Origin of the sequence: Rhodococcus sp. IEGM 1351, from assembly GCF_030056875.1 — a bacterium.
GTDB classification, from domain to species: Bacteria; Actinomycetota; Actinomycetes; order Mycobacteriales; family Mycobacteriaceae; genus Rhodococcus_F; species Rhodococcus_F opacus.
Genome location: NZ_JASHKU010000015.1, coordinates 116,099 through 133,377, shown reverse-complemented (window position 1 = coordinate 133,377; position 17,279 = coordinate 116,099). Strand labels below are relative to the sequence as shown.

Below are 17,279 nucleotides of genomic sequence, written 5' to 3'. Positions count from 1 at the left end.
GAGTATTCATGAAAACCGCTTCGCTGCGGACGCACTATCAGCTGACATTTGCGGTTCTCACTATTGGTGTCGGTGCCTTTGCCCTGCTGCAGTCACTGTTGATGCCGGTGTTGCCCACCCTCGAGTCTGCGCTGGGCACGACACAGGCCGACGTCACGTGGGTGCTAACTGCCTACCTGCTGTCGGCATCGATCTTCACCCCGGTCATGGGACGCCTCGGTGACATGCACGGCAAGAAGCGACTGTTCGTCGTTGCACTCGTCGCCCTGGCGGCGGGGTCGCTGCTCGCAGCCCTCGCCACGTCGCTGCCGGTGATGATCGCCGCGCGGGTGATCCAGGGAATCGGCGGCGGTGTGCTGCCCTTGGCGTTCGGGATCATCCGCGACGAGTTCCCGCAGGAGAAGGTGGTGGGAGCGGTTGGCGTCATCGCCGCGCTCACCGCTGTCGGCGCAGGTCTCGGAATCGTCCTTGCCGGTCCCATCGTGACCGTGCTGAGTTACCACTGGCTCTTCTGGATTCCGCTGACCATGGTCGTGCTGGCGGGGTTGGCCGCGCAGATCCTGGTCCCCGAGTCTCCCGTTCGAACTGCCGGGAGGATCAACTGGCTCACCGCACTGTTGCTGTCCGGGTGGCTGGTCGCGTTGTTGCTCGGTGTCAGTCAGGCACCGACCTGGGGCTGGGGCTCTCCGATCGTCATCGGACTGCTGGTGACCGCCGCGGCCATCTTGGTGACGTGGGTAGTGGTTGAATCGCGATCCGCCAACCCGCTGATCGACATGAAGATGATGCGAATCCGCAGCGTCTGGGCCGCCAACCTGTTGGCGCTGCTGATGGGGGTCGGCATGTACGCCGCGTTCGGCTTCCTGCCGCAATTTCTGCAGACGCCCGCGTCGGCCGGATACGGCTTTGGTTCGTCGGTCACCGAGTCGGGTCTGATGCTGCTGCCCGTGAGCGTGGGAATGTTCCTGCTCGGACTCGCCTCAGGCCGCCTGGCAGCTCGACTGGGTTCGAAAAACCTGCTGATCGCAGGGTCGATCGTGAGTGCGATCGGTTACTTCGTGGTGGCTCTTCTGCATGACACCGAGATGGACATCTACCTCGCCACGTCATTGGTCGGGATCGGTTTCGGCCTGGCCTTCTCGGCGATGTCGAACGTTGTCGTCGCCGCGGTGCCACCCGAACAAACCGGTGTCGCGAGCGGTATGAACGCCAACATCCGCACGATCGGGGGCTCGCTGGGCGCTGCGTGCATGGCCAGCGTCGTCACCGCCGGGGCGTCCTCCGCGGGGGTTCCGCAGGAATCCGGCTACACCAACGGCTTCGTCATGCTGGGCGTGGCAGTTGGCCTCGGCGCCGTTGCGGCCCTGTTCATCCCGGCAGTGAAGCGGGACAAGACCACGAACCTCGAAGGGTCGCCCGAGCTGCGACACCCGGAACTCGCGATGGTTGCGGGAGGCACGCTGGTGGGCGGCGAATCCGAATGACGTCCGATGTGAGCGTTCAGGGAAGCGAAAAGTCGCTGCGCCGCGACGCCGCGGAGAATCGGCAACGACTACTCGATGCGGCAGCGACCGTGTTCAGTGCGCGCGGCCTGGATGTGGGCGTCGACGAGATCGCCCGGGTCGCCGGCGTCGGCATCGGCACCCTCTACCGCCGGTTCCCCACCAAAGATGCGCTGATCAGTGAACTGGTTCGCCAGGTGCTCGAAGACTTCCTCGCCCTGGCCCGTGATGCCGCGTCCGCGCCGGAGGGCGCGGGGCTGGAGCAGGTGCTCTACGGCAGCGGAGCCATCCTGGCGTCGAACCGCGGATGCCTGTCTCGCATGTGGAACGACGATCAGACCACAGTTCTGAGGAATGAATATCGACGCATCCTGTTCGAGTTGCTGACGCAAGCCAAGCAGCACGGCCGCATCCGCGAGGACGCCACCGACGCCGACCTGGACCTGATCTTCTGGTCCCTCCGCGGCGTCGTCGCGACGACACGCGGCGTCACCGACACCGGCTGGCGCAGAATCCTCGCGGTCATGATCGCGGGATTGCGGCCCGGCGCGGAAAGACTCGATGCGGCACCGATGAACGCACAGGACGTCGCACACATCATGGAAAATCTGTGGCCTCGATAAGGTGCGGCGGGTGGCGAGGGAACACTACCCCGTCAGGTGTTCGTCGTCGGTGACGTGCTCGAGCCAGGTCGTGGTGGTGGCCGGGTCGTCGGCGTTGTCGAGCATGGCGAGGTGTTCATGAACGAGTCGGTGCTTGCTCCGTGCCAATGTTGTTCGTTCGGTGGGCAGTAGAGGGTTTGACCGGCGTGTGCTTCGACCTTCTGTCCGCCGTGGGACTGTACCAGGCAGTTCCTTCGGTGATGTGCAGGGTCTGACCGTGGGCGTGCGAATGCCACGCGGTGCGGGCGGCGGGCGCAAAACGCACTTTCGCCACTACCATTCGCTGACCGGGGTCGCTCTCCGTACTCCTCAGGCTTCGGGGATTTCGAGGCCGAATGTCTCACGGGTGATGTCCTCAGGTTCCGGGCCGCCGCGCACACCCGTGTCGAGAGCATCGATCGCGGCGAGTTGATCGGCGGTGAGCTCGAAGTCGAAGACGTCGAAGTTTTCGGTGATACGCGACGGGGTGACCGATTTCGGGATCACCTGGCGGCCCTGCTGCAGGTGCCATCTCAGCATCGTCTGCGCCGGTGTCTTGCCGTGCGCCGCTGCGATGTTCCCGATGGTGGGATCGTCGAGTGTGGAGTCGTGGGAGCCGCCGCGGTAGAAGGTGATCCCACCGATCGGGGACCATGCCTGGGACAGGATCCCGTGTTCGGCGTTGGCGGTGAGCACTTCGGATTGACGGAAGTACGGGTGTACCTCGATTTGGTTGACCGCCGGCACCACCGATGTTTCGTCCCGCAGTCGCGTGAGGTGGTCGGACATGAAGTTGCTGACACCGATGGCGCGGACGCGACCGTTCCCGAGCAGCGTCTCGAGCGCTGTGTAGGCCTCGACGGTGAGGGTGAACTCGCCGGGCAGTGCCTGGTGCAGAATCAGCAGGTCGATCTGATCGATTCCGAGTTTGCGCGCGCTCTTGTCGAAGGCGTGCAGCGTCGCGTCGTAGCCGTAGTCGGTGATCCAGATCTTGGTCTCGACGAAGATGTCCGAGCGATCGATGCCCGAACGACGTATGGCTTCGCCCACCTCGCGTTCGTTCTGATAAGCAGCGGCGGTGTCGATGTGCCGGTATCCGGCCTCCAAGGCCGCCTCGACCGCTGCAACGGTGTCATCGGGCGGCGTCTGGTACACACCGAAACCCACTGCCGGCATCGTGATTTCGTTGTTCAAGGTCAATTGGGGGATGGTCATGTTTCAACCTTAGGTTCGGTCAGCGCGCGCTGGGAGTGCCTGTCGAACCAGGTACCGGCAGTACCTGGTTCGACCAGCGGATTTCATGCGGCGGGTCGGTGCAGAGCCGAACCCGAACCGCGGTGCCGTGCGGCGGGCACGATCACCGTGAGGACGACGACCAGCGCGACGACGAGCAGTACGGTGCCGCCGGTGAGCGCGGTGCCGACGTGGTCGGTCACCGCCGCCGGTCCGTCGAGGTTGCTGCCTGTGTTTGCCGAGAGTGCGACGAGGACGCCCAACCCGAGTGCCATTCCGAGTTGGTGCGCTGTGTTGACCAGTCCGGATGCCGCGCCGGCGTCCGCCGAATCGACACCGGCGATTCCTGCGTTCGTCAGCGGCCCGAACGCCAAGCCTTGCCCGGCGCCCACCAGGATCATCGGGAGTGCAACGTCCACGAGATACGTATCGAGTGTGTCGATGCGACTCAGCCATGCCATGCCGGCCAGAGTCAGCGCCGTCCCGGTAGCGAGGAGAGTCTCGTTCGACAGCCGGGCGCTCAGCCGGGGAACCATGAGCGCGACGACGAAGTTGACGAGGGTCATCGGCAGGAAGCCGAGTCCAGCTTGCAGTGGGGAGAAGCCGAACCCGTCCTGGAGCAGTTGGGTGGTGAAGTAGAAGAACCCGATCATCGCCCCGAGGTACAGCAGCCGAGCGGTATAGGCGCCGCTGCGTTCGCGACTGCGGAACAACCGCAGCGGCAGGATCGGCTGCTGCACCCGGCCCTCGTGAACGACCAACCCAATCAACAGGACGGCCCCGAGTGCCAGAGCGATCTGTACCCGTGCCGATCCCCAACCGGTCTCGGCGGATTCGATGATCCCGAAGATCACGGCACCCATGCCGAGTGTCGCACCGACAGCACCGATTACGTCGAACCGTCCGGTTCGACGTGGGGTTTCCACGAGCACTGTGCGGGACCAGGCGATCAAGGCTACCGCGATCGGGACGTTGACCAGGAACGCCGCTCGCCAGGATATCCACTCGGTGAGCGCACCTCCGACCAGAAGGCCGAGGCTGGCGCCGATTCCGGCCGTTGCGGCGTACCAGGCAATGGCCTTGTTGCGGGCCTCGCCGTCGAAGTAGGTCGTGATCAACGCCAACGAGGTCGGTGCGACGATCGCAGCACCGATTCCCTGCACCGCGCGGGCGGCGATCATCCACCATCCCGCCGGCGCCAGCCCGATGAGCAAGGACGCGGTACCGAAAATCGCGAGACCGATCCTGAACAGTCGGCGCCGCCCCACGATGTCCCCCGCGCGGGAGGCCAACAGGAGCAGGCCACCGAAGACCAGAGTGTAAGCGTCCTGAACCCACGACAGCGCCGCCGGTGACAGTTCGAGCCCGGATCGGATTCTCGGCAACCCGGTGAAAATCACCGAGTTGTCCAGCAGCACCATGAAATAGCTCGCCAGGATGATTCCCAGTACCGCGGCCGGGGTGGCCGTGGCGCGACCGGAAACAGCTGTGGTCACGGCCGGACCGCGACCTTGAGCGCGTCGCGGGAATCCATCGCGGCGTAGCCCTCCGGCGTCTGACCGAGGCCGACGGTCCGGTCGAATACCTTCCCCGGCTGGACGGTGCCGTCCAGGACTGCCGGAAGCAGCTGCTCGATGTAGGCGCGCACCGGCGCCGGACCACCGGTCAGGGTGATGTTCGGCCCGAACAGGCTCCCGAACCCGACGGGCGCGTCCTCGTACTGGGGCACACCCACGCGACTGATCACTCCGCTCGCGCGGACGACGCCAACGGCCTGATCGTAAGCGGGCCGGTGACCGACCGCCTCGAGGACGACCGCGCTGCCCAGTCCGCCGGTCAGCTCACGAACCTTCGCGATCCCTTCCTCGCCGCGCTCGGCAACCACATCGGTCGCACCGAACTCACGGCCGAGATCGGTGCGCACCTGGTGCCGCCCCATCAACACGATCTGCTCGGCACCGAGCCGGCGGGCCGACAGCACCGCCAACAATCCCACCGCCCCGTCACCGATCACCGTCACGACACTGCCCTCGCCGACACCGCCGCGGACCGCAGCATGCCAGCCGGTGCCGTACACATCCGACAACGTCAGCAAGGAGTCGAGCAGCGCATCGTCGGCATCCTCGCCCACCGGCACCTTCACGAGCGTGCCGTCGGCCAGCGGCACCCGGACCGCCTCGGCCTGACCACCCGCCGTGCCCAACGAGGTGTCATTCCAGAACCCGCCGCGCACACACGAGGTTTGCAGACCCGCGGCGCAGAACACGCACGTGCCACACGACACCGCGAACGGTGCGATGACGAAGTCACCGACCCGCAACGTCCTCACATCCGAACCGATCGCTTCGACGACACCGATGAACTCGTGGCCCATCGATCTGCCGTCGGGATCGACGTCCATGGAGTGATAGGGATGCAGGTCGCTGCCACATACGCAGGCCCGCACGATCCGTACCAGAGCGTCGGTCGAGGACTGGATGGTGTGATCAGGAACATCGATGACGCGGACATCGCCCGCGCCGAACATGTACGTCGCTTTCATGCCATCCAGTTGACCCCCATTCCGGCAGCCCGGGAAGTCACGGACGTTCCGGGTACTGCCAGTACCTCCCACATCCGGCGGCCACTGCCTACCGTGGACTCATGAGTTCGATCGACCTGCGCACCGAAATCCGCGAGTTCCTCGGCACCCGGCGCGCACGCATCACCCCGGAGCAGAGCGGACTACCCGTGTACGGCGGCAACCGCCGTGTCAAAGGCCTGCGCCGCGAAGAGGTCGCCATGCTCGCCGGTGTCTCGGTCGACTACTACGTCCGCATGGAACGCGGCAACCTCGCCGGCGCCTCCGACAGCGTCCTCGACGCCCTGGTCGTCGCCCTGCAACTCGACGACGCCGAACGCGACCACCTCTTCGCCCTCGCCCGCCAATCGCAAGCAAGCACCACCCGCCGCCCCCGCACCCCGGCGGTGACCGTTCGCCCCGCCATCCAGCAAGTACTCGACGCCATCACCGACGCGCCGGCCTGGATCCGCAACGGCCGCCACGACATCCTCGCCATGAACGACCTCGCCCGCGCCCTCTACTCCCCCGTGCTCGCCGACCCTCGCCGCCCCGCCAACACCACCCGCTTCGTCTACCTCCACCCCCAGGCGGCCGAAGAATTCTTCGTCGACTACGACACCATTGCCAGGGACGCCGCCGCCATGCTCCGACTCGAAGCAGGCCGCAACCCCCACGACAAAGCACTCATCGCACTGGTCGGGGAACTGTCCACCCAAAGCGAACTCTTCCGCCAGCGCTGGGCGTCACAAGACGTCCGCTTCCACCGCAGCGGGCGAAAACGCCTGCGCCACCCCGCCGTCGGACAACTCGACCTCGACTTCGAAGCACTCGAACTTCCCTCCGAACCCGGCCTACAACTGAACATCTACACCGCAGCCGCCGGCACACCGACCGCCGATGCCCTCAAACTCCTCGCATCCTGGGCCGCCAGCCAGGAACAACTCGGCACCGAAGACACCGCTCCCAGCAGACCACAGTGATCCCTGTGCACAGCGGATCGGAATGCCGCCATCCTTGCGACAACGGCAGGGGCACACAGGATCATGATCACATTCAGGAGAGTCCGAGTTGGAGGCCGGCGTGCCGGTTGGTGTCTTTGTAGAGCAGATAGCGGAATCGACTCGGCCCGCCCGCGTAGCACGCCTGGGGGCAGAAGGCACGCAACCACAGGAAGTCGCCCGCTTGTACTTCGACCCAATCCTTGTTGAGCAGATACACCGCCTTGCCCTCGAGTATGTACAGACCGTGTTCCATGACGTGCGTCTCGGGGAACGGGATCGCACCTCCCGGTTCGAAGGACACGATGTTGACGTGCATGTCGTGACGGATGTCGGTCGGATCGACGAACCGCTGGGTCTTCCATGCCCCATTCGTGTCGGGCATCTCGACGCCGTCGACATCTTGCTCCCGGGTCACGAAAGACTCGGGCACCTCGATGCCGTCGACCTGCTGATAGGTCTTGCGGATCCAGTGGAACGTCGCGGTGGCTGGACCGTGGTTGTGCAAGGTCCACCGGGCGCCGGGAGCGAGGAAGGCGTAGCCCCCCGCATCCAGCACATGCTCGACCCCGTCGAGTATGAGGGTCAGCGCACCGTCGACAACGAACACGACCGCCTCGGCGCCCGGATCGGCATCGGGACGATCACTGCCGCCATCAGACGCCACCTCGACGATGTACTGAGAGAAGGTCTCCGCGAATCCGGACAACGGCCGCGCCAGCACCCACGCCCGGGTCCCATTCCAGTGCGGCAGCAGACTGGCGGTGATATCGCTCATCGTGCGACGCGGCAGGACCGCGTAAGACTCCGTGAAGACCGCGCGGTCGGTGGTCAGGTCGGTTTGCGGCGGCAGGCCGCCTCGCGGAACGTAGTAGTTCATGCTTTCCTAATCGGTTTGTCGGGACAGTGGCGTGCCACCGGTGGTGTCGATCTTCCGCCTGTGGATCTCACACGAGAATATTCGTGGGAAGGGTGCCGGCTGCACCCGAGTCCGGGCGTCAGTGCGCAAGAACCCACAGTCCACTGAGGCTCAGCACGACGATGCTCACGGCCAGGAGAGCTCCGGCGCCGAGTGCCGGTGTTGCGGACTCTGTCGCACATCGCGTCATTCGGTGGGACCGTGACCGATGCTCGTGAACCGTGACTCCGGAAACGAGTGCGCCCACGATCACCGGTCCGACCAGCGCTATGGAGTTGCCGGGCGGAAGCCAACGCAGGCAGGCCACTACCGATCCGAGTATCGACACACTCGTCCGCGCGAAGGACAGCGAGGTGCGCTCGGGCTGAAGCCCGGCGTCGGTCGACTGAGTCGCGACCATTCAGAACCTCAGAACTTCGACGACCAAGACGGATGCGCAGACGACGAGCACCACACCGACGACCGGTGCCATTACCGGAACCGGCAGCGTGCGGCCCGTCCGCAGTGCTCGCTCGGCACTGATCCACTGGACGAAAGACGCGACCGCGACGACGGCACCCGAAATGAGGAGCAGTGCGGCCAGCCCCGTACGAACGGCAGGCGGGAGCAGACTGCCACCGAAGGCCTCGACCCCGAGCCCGGAGGCGACGAATGCCGTGGCCGTGCGCATCCAGGCCAGGTAGGTGCGTTCGTTCGCGAGCGTGAAGCGTGGGTCGGGGTCCTTTCCGGAACGAAACGGCGTCCAGTTCGGCATTAGGTGCCAGGTCCTTTCCGAGTGCGGTGTCTGTTCATTTCCCCTTCGGTCTGTTCCGTCAGGGCGGCCTCGAGAAGCGACACGCCTGCTTCCTCCAGTTCGGCGATCCGGGCGTTGCGCCGTGCCAGGTCCGCGTGGCTCTGGACGGCGAAGCTCCGTGCGGCGGGGGTCAGGGCCCCGGGGCGGTGCACGATGCCGAACGGCGTCCGGATCTCCGGATCGGTTTCGACGACGACCGCGCCCAATCGGTGAGCGGCCGTCGCCATCCGCAGCGGCAGCAATGCGCTGACGGCACCGTTGAGGACCAGCGTCATCTGCGCGTGCCGGTTCGGCATCTGCGCCCGGACCAATGGAATCACCGACTCTCGTCGCAGCATCGAGGCGACGATGTCATTCTCGCGTAGCGCCGAGTTACTCACCACGAGCGGCACACCCTCGAGCCGCCGCAGCTCGAACGGCGCGTCCGGGGTGGCGGTCCCGGGCGGCATCACGAGCAACAGCCTCTGGTCCCCCAGTTCCACTCGCTCGAGGTTCTCCGTCGGAACGGGAAAGGTGGTGAAGCCGAGCTCGCAGTGCCCGGCAAGCACCTCGTCGCAGAGTTCCCTGGCGCCGGGGAACTCCAACAGTTCGATCCGGATCTCGGGGTAGAGACTCGTGAACGAGGAACTCCACGCGGCGACCGCCTCGCTGGACATCTCCGGCATCGTGCCGATCGTGACAGACCCGACCTGCAGTTCACGAGCCCCGCGCATGATGTCCTGCGCAGCGACGAGGTCGCCGAGCACTTTGCGGGCAGGCTCCACCAGCAGCTGGCCCGCGGGGTTGAGCACGAGATTTCGGCCGGTCCGGTGGAACAGGCTCAGCTTCAGCTCACGTTCGAGTTGACGGATGCCCTGTGAGAGCGATGCCTGCGCGACGTGCAGGTGTTGAGCCGCCCGGTTCACACCCTGGTGCTCGACAACGGCTAGGAAGTACTCGAGTTGTCGGATGTCCATGGCCTCATCCTTCCCTCCGCCCCGGCGGACCGGCACTCCTTCCGTGTCAGGCGCGGTAGGAGTCGGGCAGTGTCCCGTCGACGCCGACTTGTCTGATCATGGCCTTGGCGAGGTTCCGCTCGTGGATCGGCGAGGATCCCTCGTAGATGCGGAGCGCACGAACGTCACGCCACATCCGCGGCACGGGGTGTGAACCGACGATGCCCTCACCGCCCAGAAGCTGAACGCAACGGTCGGCGACCCGGCTCGCCATCTCGGAGCTGTACAGCTTGGCGGCGGCGATGCGGTGGCGTGGGATGTCACCCTCGTCGAAGGCTCGCGCACTCTCCACTGTCAGTGCACGTCCGGCCTCGAGTTCGGCGAAGCCGGCTCCGAGCGTCGCCTGAACCGCGCCGAGATCCGCCAGCGGAGCACCGAACTGTCTGCGGCCGTTGACATGTGAAGTCGCCTCTTCCAACATGCGAGTCGCCTGACCGACACAGGTCGCGGCGACATGCAGACGCGCGTGATTGATGCCGCGCAGTGCCATCGTCAGCCCCGCGCCTTCGATGCCCCCGAGAAGGTTCGCCGCAGGCACCTCGACACCGTCGAAGTAGATCTCGCCGACCGGCGCCTCGGCGTGCCCGTTCATGATCGTGGGCAGGACCGTCCGCACGCCGGGCGAGTCGGCGTCCACGATGAGGGCAGACACCCCGCCGGCGCCCTCGTCCGATTCGTCGGTCCGCGCGAAGACGATGAACGCGTCCGCCCAGGCGGCGTTCGTGATGTAGCGCTTGCTCCCGTCGAGCAGGTACACGTCGCCTCGACGCACGGCGGTGGTGCGCAGGTGGGCCGCATCCGAGCCTGCCGCTTCCTCGGTGAGGGCGAATGCCGTGACCAACTCGCCTGCGGCCATGGCGGGAAGCATCCGCAGGCGCTGTTCCTCGGTGCCGTGATCGAGGATCGCCTGCGAGCACAGTCCGATCACGGTCGAGAAGCGTGAGCGGTAGACGCACGATGCACGGGTGAATTCGAAGGTGAGCCGTACCTGCTGCTCCATCGACCATTCGAGGCCGCCGTACGTGCGCGGTATGGAGATGCCGAACAGGCCGAGTGCCGCCATCCGGTCGAGGATTCGGGCGGGAACCGCACCCGCCTCGACCATCTCGTTCTCGGCTGGGACGAGTTCGTTTTCGGTGAAGTCGGCGATCACCTTCAGGTAGGTGGGGAAGTCGTTGTCCAAGACCTCTGGGTCGATCATGTAGGGAACCTTTCGAAATGGGTGTCAGTTGAGTGCGGAGTCGCCGACAACGCAGCTGTCGAACAGTCCGGCCACTTCCTCGTCCGTGTAGCCGAGTTCGTGCAGGACGGCCGAGGTGTGCTGACCGGTGGCCGGTGCGGCGACCGATGTGGTGCGGCGACGGCCGTCGAGCGTGAATGCCAGCCCGGGACTGGTGAACGACGTGCCGTCGGCTCCGGCGACGTCGACGAGAACCCCGGACGCCACGACGTCCTTGTCTTCGGCCAGGTCGTCGAAGGATCGTATTGCGCCGCATACTATCTGGGCGGACAGTAACCGCTCGACGGCCTGATCGCGCGTCATCGTGCCGAACGCTTCGGACAGAGTCGCCAAGAGTGCGTGCCGGTGCGCGACGCGCGCCGGGTTGTCGACGAACCGCGGATCGTCGATCATGTCCGGGCGATCGATGAGATGACACAGAGCAGACCACTTTTCGTCCGTGTAGGCCGAGAGCACGATCTTTCCGTCCGTCAGGCTGACGACGTCTGCAGCCGGAGCGGCGTGTGCCTGGCCGTTGCCCTTGCGCCGCGGTGCCTGCCCGGTGATCGTGTACTCCCCCCAGTTCGCCGCCTGCATCGCCAGTGTCGCCTCCATCAGCGATGTCTGAACGTGCGCGCCTCGACCGGTCGAAGTTCGCCGGTACAGCGCGGCGAGGATGCCGGTGGCGAGCGCATTGGCCGCGGTGACGTCGGCGGCGGGCAGCCCCAGCCGTTGCGGCTCCCCGTCCGCTTCCCCGGTGGCATGCATCAGCCCGAACTCCGCCTGCGCTGCGATGTCGAGTCCCGGACGGGCGCTCGAGGGCCCGTTGACCCCGAATCCGGTCACGCTTCCGTGCACGAGCCGGGGGTAACGGCGGCTCAGTTCGTCCGCTCCGATTCCCAGACGTTCGGCGGAGCCGTTGCGGAAATTCTGAACCAGCACATCGGCTTCGGCCAGCAACCGGTGGAGAATCACCCGGGCTTCCTCTCGGCTCAAATCGAGGGCGATGCTGCGTTTGTCCCGGTTGTAGGCATGCACCATCGCTTCGCCGAACGTACCGATACTCCGAGCCTGATCGCCGCGCAAGCTCTCGACTTTCAGGACGTCCGCGCCGAGATCCGCGAGGGTCTGACAGGCACTGGGTCCGGCGATGTATTGGCCGAGGTCGAGTACCCGGATGCCGGTGAGAGGTCCACGCATGGTGCTCACCGTGCCTCTCGCGCCGCGTATTCGGCGGTCAGATTCTCGAGCCTGGCCTTGGCCCTCTCGGGGTTGAGCATCACGCCACCGACGACACCGAGCACGCACACCGTGATGCCGACGAACATGAAACCAGTCGAGTAGCCCTGCGCCGCGCTGGGTGCATGCTCGACGATCAGTCCGAGGGCGTACGGGGCAACGATGCCCGCGACGCTGTAGGCGGCGATGATGCAGCCGAAGAACGCCACCCGCTGCCGGGCCGGCAGGAAGTCGGACGCACCGGCAAAGGCGACGGAGAACGCGACACTGTTGACCGCAAACGCGGCAATCACGAATATCAGCTGCAACGGTCCCGGCGCGAGCTGGGTGAAGATCACCATCGAGATGCCTCCGACCAGCAGATACGCCCCGGTGAGGTAGCCGCGCGCGACCCGTGCGCTGTAGCCCCTCCGGAGCAGCCGGCCGGACAGCAGCCCCGCCGAGAGCAGGACCGCAACCGCAACGATGTACGGCAATGTCACCAGCGTGCCGACGGTGCTCGCCGAGTACCCGAGCCCCTCGTTCATGTACGCCGGCAGCCACGCCACCTTGAGCGAGGAGATCAGGTAACCGGCGAACGAGAGGAGGACCAGGCCCCAGAAACTCTGCAACATCAGCAGGCGGCGGAAGGGAACCACGATGTGGCCGTTGGGGTCGTCGATCTTCGCGACGCCCTCGACCGCAGCCTCGGTCCGCTTGAGCGGCAGCTTCTCGGTGTACCAGAACCACCCGATCACCCACAGCACACCCAGGGCAACGAGGACAGCGAACGCGGCGTGCCAGGACCAGGTCAGGATCACCCAGGTCAGCACGGGGGCGGCCACCAGCGGGCCCACCGAGGAGCCGGCGTTGACGAGGGCGCCGGCCGTCGCCCTCTTGTCCGGCGCAAAGCGGTCGGCGACGATCGACTGACACAGCGCGTGCGCGGGACCTTCGAAGAAGCCCAACGCAATTCGGCACGCGAGGAGCACACCGAACGACGTCTGAACGGTCAGGGGCAACATGCTGACAATCCAGGTCACCATCAGCAGTCCGGCACCCCAGGTGTACGAGATCTTGCGGAGTACCGCGGTGAGGGTGACCGCACCGACCGCGAACAGCCAGAAGAAGGCACTGCTGAGCAACCCATACTGACCTGCGGTGATTCCGAGGTTGTCACGGATCTGGTGGCTCGCCAGTCCGATCGCGGCTTTGTCGGCAAAGTTCAGCGTGAAGAACAGGAACAGCAGAACGACAATGCCCCACGCACGACGGCTCGCCGGGCGCGGCCGCCGCTGTCCGGTGTCGCCCGGACTGGTTTCGATCGTCACCATGAATATCCTCCGGAAGTGTGAGCGCTCAGGCAGTGGATGGCCCCGACGGCAGATGCGATGGGTCCCGGGAGCGGTACCAACAGCACAGCCGAGTCGCGGCGCAGCATCAACCGGCAATCCGCGGTCGGACCATACGGTTTTGCCTATAGGTTCTGGTCAGGTACGTCCTGCGAGCCGGAACCGGGGCCACAACGACGGGCAGACTGGGGCACTGCGGACGCGTGCCCCAGTGGGTCACGTTGCCAGCATGGACGTGCGGCAGATGGAGTATTTTCCTGCAGTCGTGGACAACGGCGGCATCAACAGAGCGGCCGAGGCCTTGCACGTCGCCCAGCCGTCGTTTCGCGTCTTCGGCTGCCAAGCCAGGTGACGCAGCGGCTGTACCTGATGCCGCAACCGACCATCGCCGCCATCAACGGCGGCTGCGCAGACTCCAGTCTGTCGATGGCAGCAGCAGCCGACTTCCGAATCGCATCGGACAGTATCGTTTTCAACACCGACTTCCCGACCGCCGGCTTTCCCGGCGACCTCGCCGGCATCTGATTCCCTGACGCGCTGCGCGCCGATTGCCGTGCGGGTCGAACCCGAACCGCGCGTCTTACATGAGGAACGGGTGCCCCGTGCCCGAATGTGGCACTGCCTCACGCTAGAGGTCCTCCAGGAATCCTCGAGCCGTTCGGTAGTCGCCTTGTCCAACGCCGCCATCGGGTCGAGGGCGGCGAAGGGACGGGCCGGGGTGCACGTACGCGGCCGGCGGGTGGTTCTGGCCGGCCTACCCGACGTCGTCGAACCTGTGACTTTCTTTACAACACAACGTCATTGAACGGAGCGTGCGGAGGGGACGCGTCAACGCGGGGTTCCGCCGGCGACCAGATAGGTGTCGATGGCCTGTTGAAGGCGGTCCAGGGCCGCGCCGTAGGCGGTGAAGTCGCCGGTGCGTTGCGCCTCGCGCAGGTTGGCCAGGGCGTCGTTGAGTTCGAGGACCGCGGCGGTCAGCTGGTCCGATGCCGCCGGCGGCGGGGCGCCCGGTGGAGGCGGCGGCGGCGGTTGCCCGCCGGTAGGTGGTGGTGTGGTGGCGTCGCCGCCGGGTGCGGTGGCGACGGCGCCGGTGCCGGTGCCGAAGACCTGGTCGAGGGCCTCGGCGAGAGTGGGGGCGTAGCCGATCCGCACTCCGCCCGTGCCCGGTTCGCGGTAGCTGACCAGCACCCGGGCCAGCTGCGGGAAGGTGGAACCGTTGGGCGTGCTGGTCAAACGTTCGGTGAAAACCGGTTCGACGTAGAGGATGCCGCCGTCGGCGATCGGCAGCGTCAGCAGGTTGGCGTAGTAGATCCGATTGGACCGCTCGAGCAGGGTGCGCTCGGACGCGACGCGAGTGTCGGAGATCATCGAGTTCTGGGTCTGCCGCGGGCCCTGGGTCTGGGTATCCGTCGGCAACCGCAGAATATCGATCCTGCCGTAGTTTTCGGGGTCGGAGTGCACCGAGAGGTAGGCGGAGAGGAATTCGCGGTTGAAGCCGACCATGGCGCTGGTGAGCCGGAAGGACGGGGCCGCGGTCTCGGCGTCGCCGACCAGGACGTAGTACGGCGGCTGCTCCCCACCGGTGTCTGCGGTCGGATCGCTGGGCACCGACCAGAACGCGTTGGTAGTGAAGAACTCCCGCGGATCATCGACGTGATACTTCGCCAGCAGGTCCCGCTGCAGGCGGAACAAATCCTCGGGGTAGCGGAAGTGCGCGCGCAGCTCGGTCGGGATTGCCTTCGGCGGCTGCACGGTGCCGGGGAACACGCTCATCCACGCCCGCAGGACCGGGTCGTTCTCGTCGATCTGGTAGAGGGTGACGGTGCCGTCGTAGGCGTCGACGGTGGCCTTCACCGAGTTCCGCACATAGGACACGTGCTCGGGGGGCGAGGTGCGGCCGGTGTCGGTGACGACCGGCGCGGTGAGTGAACCGACCTGCGAGTACGGGTAGTGCGCGGCGGTGGTGTAGCCGTCGACGATCCACACGATCCGGCCGCCGACCACCGCCGGATACGGGTTGGAGTCGGTGGTCAGCCACGGAGCGACGTGTTCGACGCGGGTGGCCGGGTCCCGGTTGAAGATGATCTTCGACTCGGGCCCGATGGCGCCGGAGAACAGAATGTTGCGTTCGGCGTACCGGGCGGCGAACGCCAACCGGTTGACCCAATTACCCACCGGCACCCCACCGGTGCCGGTGTAGGTGTACTGGGCGGTGTCGGTGTCGTACTCGCGCGGCGGCGCACCCTCCGGGCCGCCGACGATGGCGTAGTCCGGGTCCGCCTGCGCGATCACCTCACCGAAGTAGATGCGCGGTTGCTCGACCGGGATCACCTGGTCGCCGCCCGCCTGGGAGGCGATGTCGCTGACCGCGTATATCGGGTACCCGCTGTCGCTGCTCGCGCTCTGCCCGGCGACATCGCGGACGGCGGCGTTGACCCTGTTGGCGGGGGCGGCGATGAACCCGTTGCCGTGGGTGTAGACGGTGTGCCGGTTGATCCACTGGGTCTGGTTGCCGCTGAGGCTGTTCGGGGAGAGCTCGCGGGCGGCGACGATGTAGTCGGCGAGTTGTCCGTCGATGGTGTAGCGGTCGATGTTGAGGTGCTCGGGGAAGCCGTAGAAATTCTTCAGCTGTTGCTGCTGGGTGAAGGTGCGCGAGAGCACGGTCGGGTCCAGCAGGCGGGCGTTGGCGATGGTGGTGACGTCGGCGGGAATGTCCCGGGGCGGCCGGGTGCCCACCCCGGGGTAGTCGAGGTAGTCGACCCGGTCCGGGCCGAGTCCGTAGGCCTGCCGGGTCGCGGCGATGTTGCGTTCGATGTAGGGGCTCTCCCGGTCGGCGGCGTTCGGGCGGACCGAGAACTGCTCGATCAGCGCCGGATAGATTCCGCCGACCAGGATCGCCGAGAGCACCAGCAGTGCCGTGGCCATCGCCGGGATCCGCAGGTCCCGCACCGCGATCGCGACGAAGAACGCCACCGCGCACAGCACCGCGATCGCGACCATGATCAACCGGGCCGGCAGCACCGCGTTGATGTCGGTGTATCCGGCCCCAGTGAAGGTGGGCTCCTTCCGGCCGCTCCACAACAAGGAGTACCGGTCGAACCAGTACGAGGCCGCCTTCAGCGCGATGAACGTGCCCGCGAGCACTGCGAGCTGGATGCGCGCCGGCCGGGACACCTCGATGACGTGGTCCTTGCTCGGTGTCAGCCGGACGCCGCCGAACAGGTAGTGGGTTCCCAGGCCGATCAGCAACGCCAGGAACACCGCGATGAACAGCCACGTCAGGATCAAGCGGTAGAACGGCAGGTCGAAGACGTAGAAGCCGATGTCGTACCCGAACTCCGCGTCCACGGTGCCGAAGCCGCCGCCGTGCAAGAACAGTTGCACCGTCTCCCAACTCGCCTGCGCGTGCAGCCCGAACGGCAGCGCCAGCAGCAGCGCGATCGCCACCGTGAACGACCGGGGGCGGCGCAGCACCTCCGTCCGATACCGCTCGAGCGGATCCTTCGCCTCGGCCGCGGCCGAGTCCTCGACCGCGAACAGTGGGCGGGACCGGTACGCCCACACCATGGCCGCGAAGATCATCGCACCCACCAGCAGCGTCACCGCCGTGAACAGGATCAGCCGGGTGACCAGCACGGTCCCCCACACGCGGCGGTAGCCGACCTCACCGAACCACAGCCAATCGGTATACACCAAGACCAGACGCGGCCCGATCACCAGCAACGCAACGAGAGCCACCGTCACCATGATCGTGACCCGGGCCCGCCGCGGCAGCGCCCGCATCCGGTCGGACGGTTGCATGGCCACCTCCCACGGGTCGGGCTCGCAAGGAGTCCAGCCGTCGCG

Annotated in this window: 16 protein-coding genes and 1 pseudogene; 5 read left to right on the top strand and 12 right to left on the bottom strand. The window is 66.3% G+C overall.

Translation table 11 applies throughout. From position 1 onward, the window contains the following. Positions 1-8: 8 nt before the first annotated feature. Complete coding sequence (locus tag QM806_RS25295) at positions 9-1,484, top strand: MFS transporter (RefSeq protein WP_054246926.1); 1,476 nt, start codon at positions 9-11, stop codon at positions 1,482-1,484. After that, positions 1,481-2,125 (top strand): TetR/AcrR family transcriptional regulator, encoded by a 645-nt coding sequence (locus tag QM806_RS25290; protein ID WP_133984022.1) that lies wholly within the window; start codon positions 1,481-1,483, stop codon positions 2,123-2,125. Before QM806_RS25295 ends, QM806_RS25290 begins: the two co-directional genes overlap by 4 nt. A gap of 24 nt (positions 2,126-2,149) precedes the next feature. On the opposite strand, the gene QM806_RS41770 is transcribed toward QM806_RS25290, so the two are convergent. The 4 genes from QM806_RS41770 to QM806_RS25270 form a co-directional block, all read right to left on the bottom strand. Further along, a complete protein-coding gene (locus QM806_RS41770; RefSeq protein WP_005569037.1) occupies positions 2,150-2,272 on the bottom strand; it encodes a hypothetical protein in 123 nt (40 codons plus the stop codon). 201 nt (positions 2,273-2,473) lie between these two features. Next, positions 2,474-3,358: an aldo/keto reductase gene (locus tag QM806_RS25280; RefSeq protein ID WP_283293183.1), complete on the bottom strand. Its 885-nt coding sequence runs from the start codon at positions 3,356-3,358 to the stop codon at positions 2,474-2,476. An 83-nt stretch (positions 3,359-3,441) separates the two neighbouring features. After that, entirely contained in the window at positions 3,442-4,872 is a 1,431-nt protein-coding gene (locus QM806_RS25275; RefSeq protein WP_283293182.1) for an MFS transporter, read from the bottom strand. Continuing rightward, positions 4,869-5,918: an alcohol dehydrogenase catalytic domain-containing protein gene (locus tag QM806_RS25270; RefSeq protein WP_120661058.1), complete on the bottom strand. Its 1,050-nt coding sequence runs from the start codon at positions 5,916-5,918 to the stop codon at positions 4,869-4,871. Before QM806_RS25270 ends, QM806_RS25275 begins: the two co-directional genes overlap by 4 nt. Positions 5,919-6,019: 101 nt before the next feature. On the opposite strand from QM806_RS25270, the gene QM806_RS25265 reads away from it, so the two are divergent. Further along, positions 6,020-6,919 (top strand): helix-turn-helix transcriptional regulator, encoded by a 900-nt coding sequence (locus tag QM806_RS25265; RefSeq protein ID WP_283293181.1) that lies wholly within the window; start codon positions 6,020-6,022, stop codon positions 6,917-6,919. A gap of 73 nt (positions 6,920-6,992) precedes the next feature. Here the strand turns inward: QM806_RS25265 and QM806_RS25260 are convergent, their stop codons facing one another. The 7 genes from QM806_RS25260 to QM806_RS25230 form a co-directional block, all read right to left on the bottom strand. Beyond that, positions 6,993-7,817 carry a bifunctional allantoicase/(S)-ureidoglycine aminohydrolase gene (locus QM806_RS25260; RefSeq protein WP_283293180.1) on the bottom strand — a complete coding sequence of 275 codons (825 nt, stop codon included), beginning with the start codon at positions 7,815-7,817 and terminating at the stop codon, positions 6,993-6,995. Positions 7,818-7,935: 118 nt separating this feature from the next. Then, complete coding sequence (locus QM806_RS25255) at positions 7,936-8,256, bottom strand: DUF202 domain-containing protein (RefSeq protein WP_005569046.1); 321 nt, start codon at positions 8,254-8,256, stop codon at positions 7,936-7,938. Next, the gene (locus QM806_RS25250; protein WP_005261932.1) at positions 8,257-8,610 is read right to left on the bottom strand and encodes a YidH family protein; all 354 of its coding nucleotides are present in this window, start codon (positions 8,608-8,610) and stop codon (positions 8,257-8,259) included. Beyond that, a complete protein-coding gene (locus tag QM806_RS25245) occupies positions 8,610-9,605 on the bottom strand; it encodes a LysR family transcriptional regulator (protein WP_283293179.1) in 996 nt (331 codons plus the stop codon). Before QM806_RS25245 ends, QM806_RS25250 begins: the two co-directional genes overlap by 1 nt. A 46-nt stretch (positions 9,606-9,651) precedes the next feature. Beyond that, the gene (locus QM806_RS25240) at positions 9,652-10,845 is read right to left on the bottom strand and encodes an acyl-CoA dehydrogenase family protein (protein WP_167117789.1); all 1,194 of its coding nucleotides are present in this window, start codon (positions 10,843-10,845) and stop codon (positions 9,652-9,654) included. A gap of 24 nt (positions 10,846-10,869) precedes the next feature. Continuing rightward, positions 10,870-12,063 (bottom strand): CaiB/BaiF CoA transferase family protein, encoded by a 1,194-nt coding sequence (locus QM806_RS25235; protein WP_283293178.1) that lies wholly within the window; start codon positions 12,061-12,063, stop codon positions 10,870-10,872. A 5-nt stretch (positions 12,064-12,068) separates the two neighbouring features. Further along, a complete protein-coding gene (locus tag QM806_RS25230; RefSeq protein WP_005569055.1) occupies positions 12,069-13,415 on the bottom strand; it encodes an MFS transporter in 1,347 nt (448 codons plus the stop codon). A gap of 247 nt (positions 13,416-13,662) precedes the next feature. Here QM806_RS25230 and QM806_RS25225 point away from each other — a divergent pair. Together QM806_RS25225 and QM806_RS25220 are read left to right on the top strand one after the other, a co-directional pair. Continuing rightward, positions 13,663-13,755, top strand: a pseudogene (locus tag QM806_RS25225) (LysR family transcriptional regulator); the annotation flags it as partial. 26 nt (positions 13,756-13,781) lie between these two features. Beyond that, on the top strand, positions 13,782-13,958 hold the full coding sequence (locus QM806_RS25220; protein WP_054246910.1) for an enoyl-CoA hydratase-related protein: 177 nt from the start codon (positions 13,782-13,784) through the stop codon (positions 13,956-13,958). 303 nt (positions 13,959-14,261) lie between these two features. Here the strand turns inward: QM806_RS25220 and QM806_RS25215 are convergent, their stop codons facing one another. Further along, positions 14,262-17,234 (bottom strand): UPF0182 family protein, encoded by a 2,973-nt coding sequence (locus QM806_RS25215; RefSeq protein WP_265146039.1) that lies wholly within the window; start codon positions 17,232-17,234, stop codon positions 14,262-14,264. Positions 17,235-17,279: the final 45 nt, after the last annotated feature.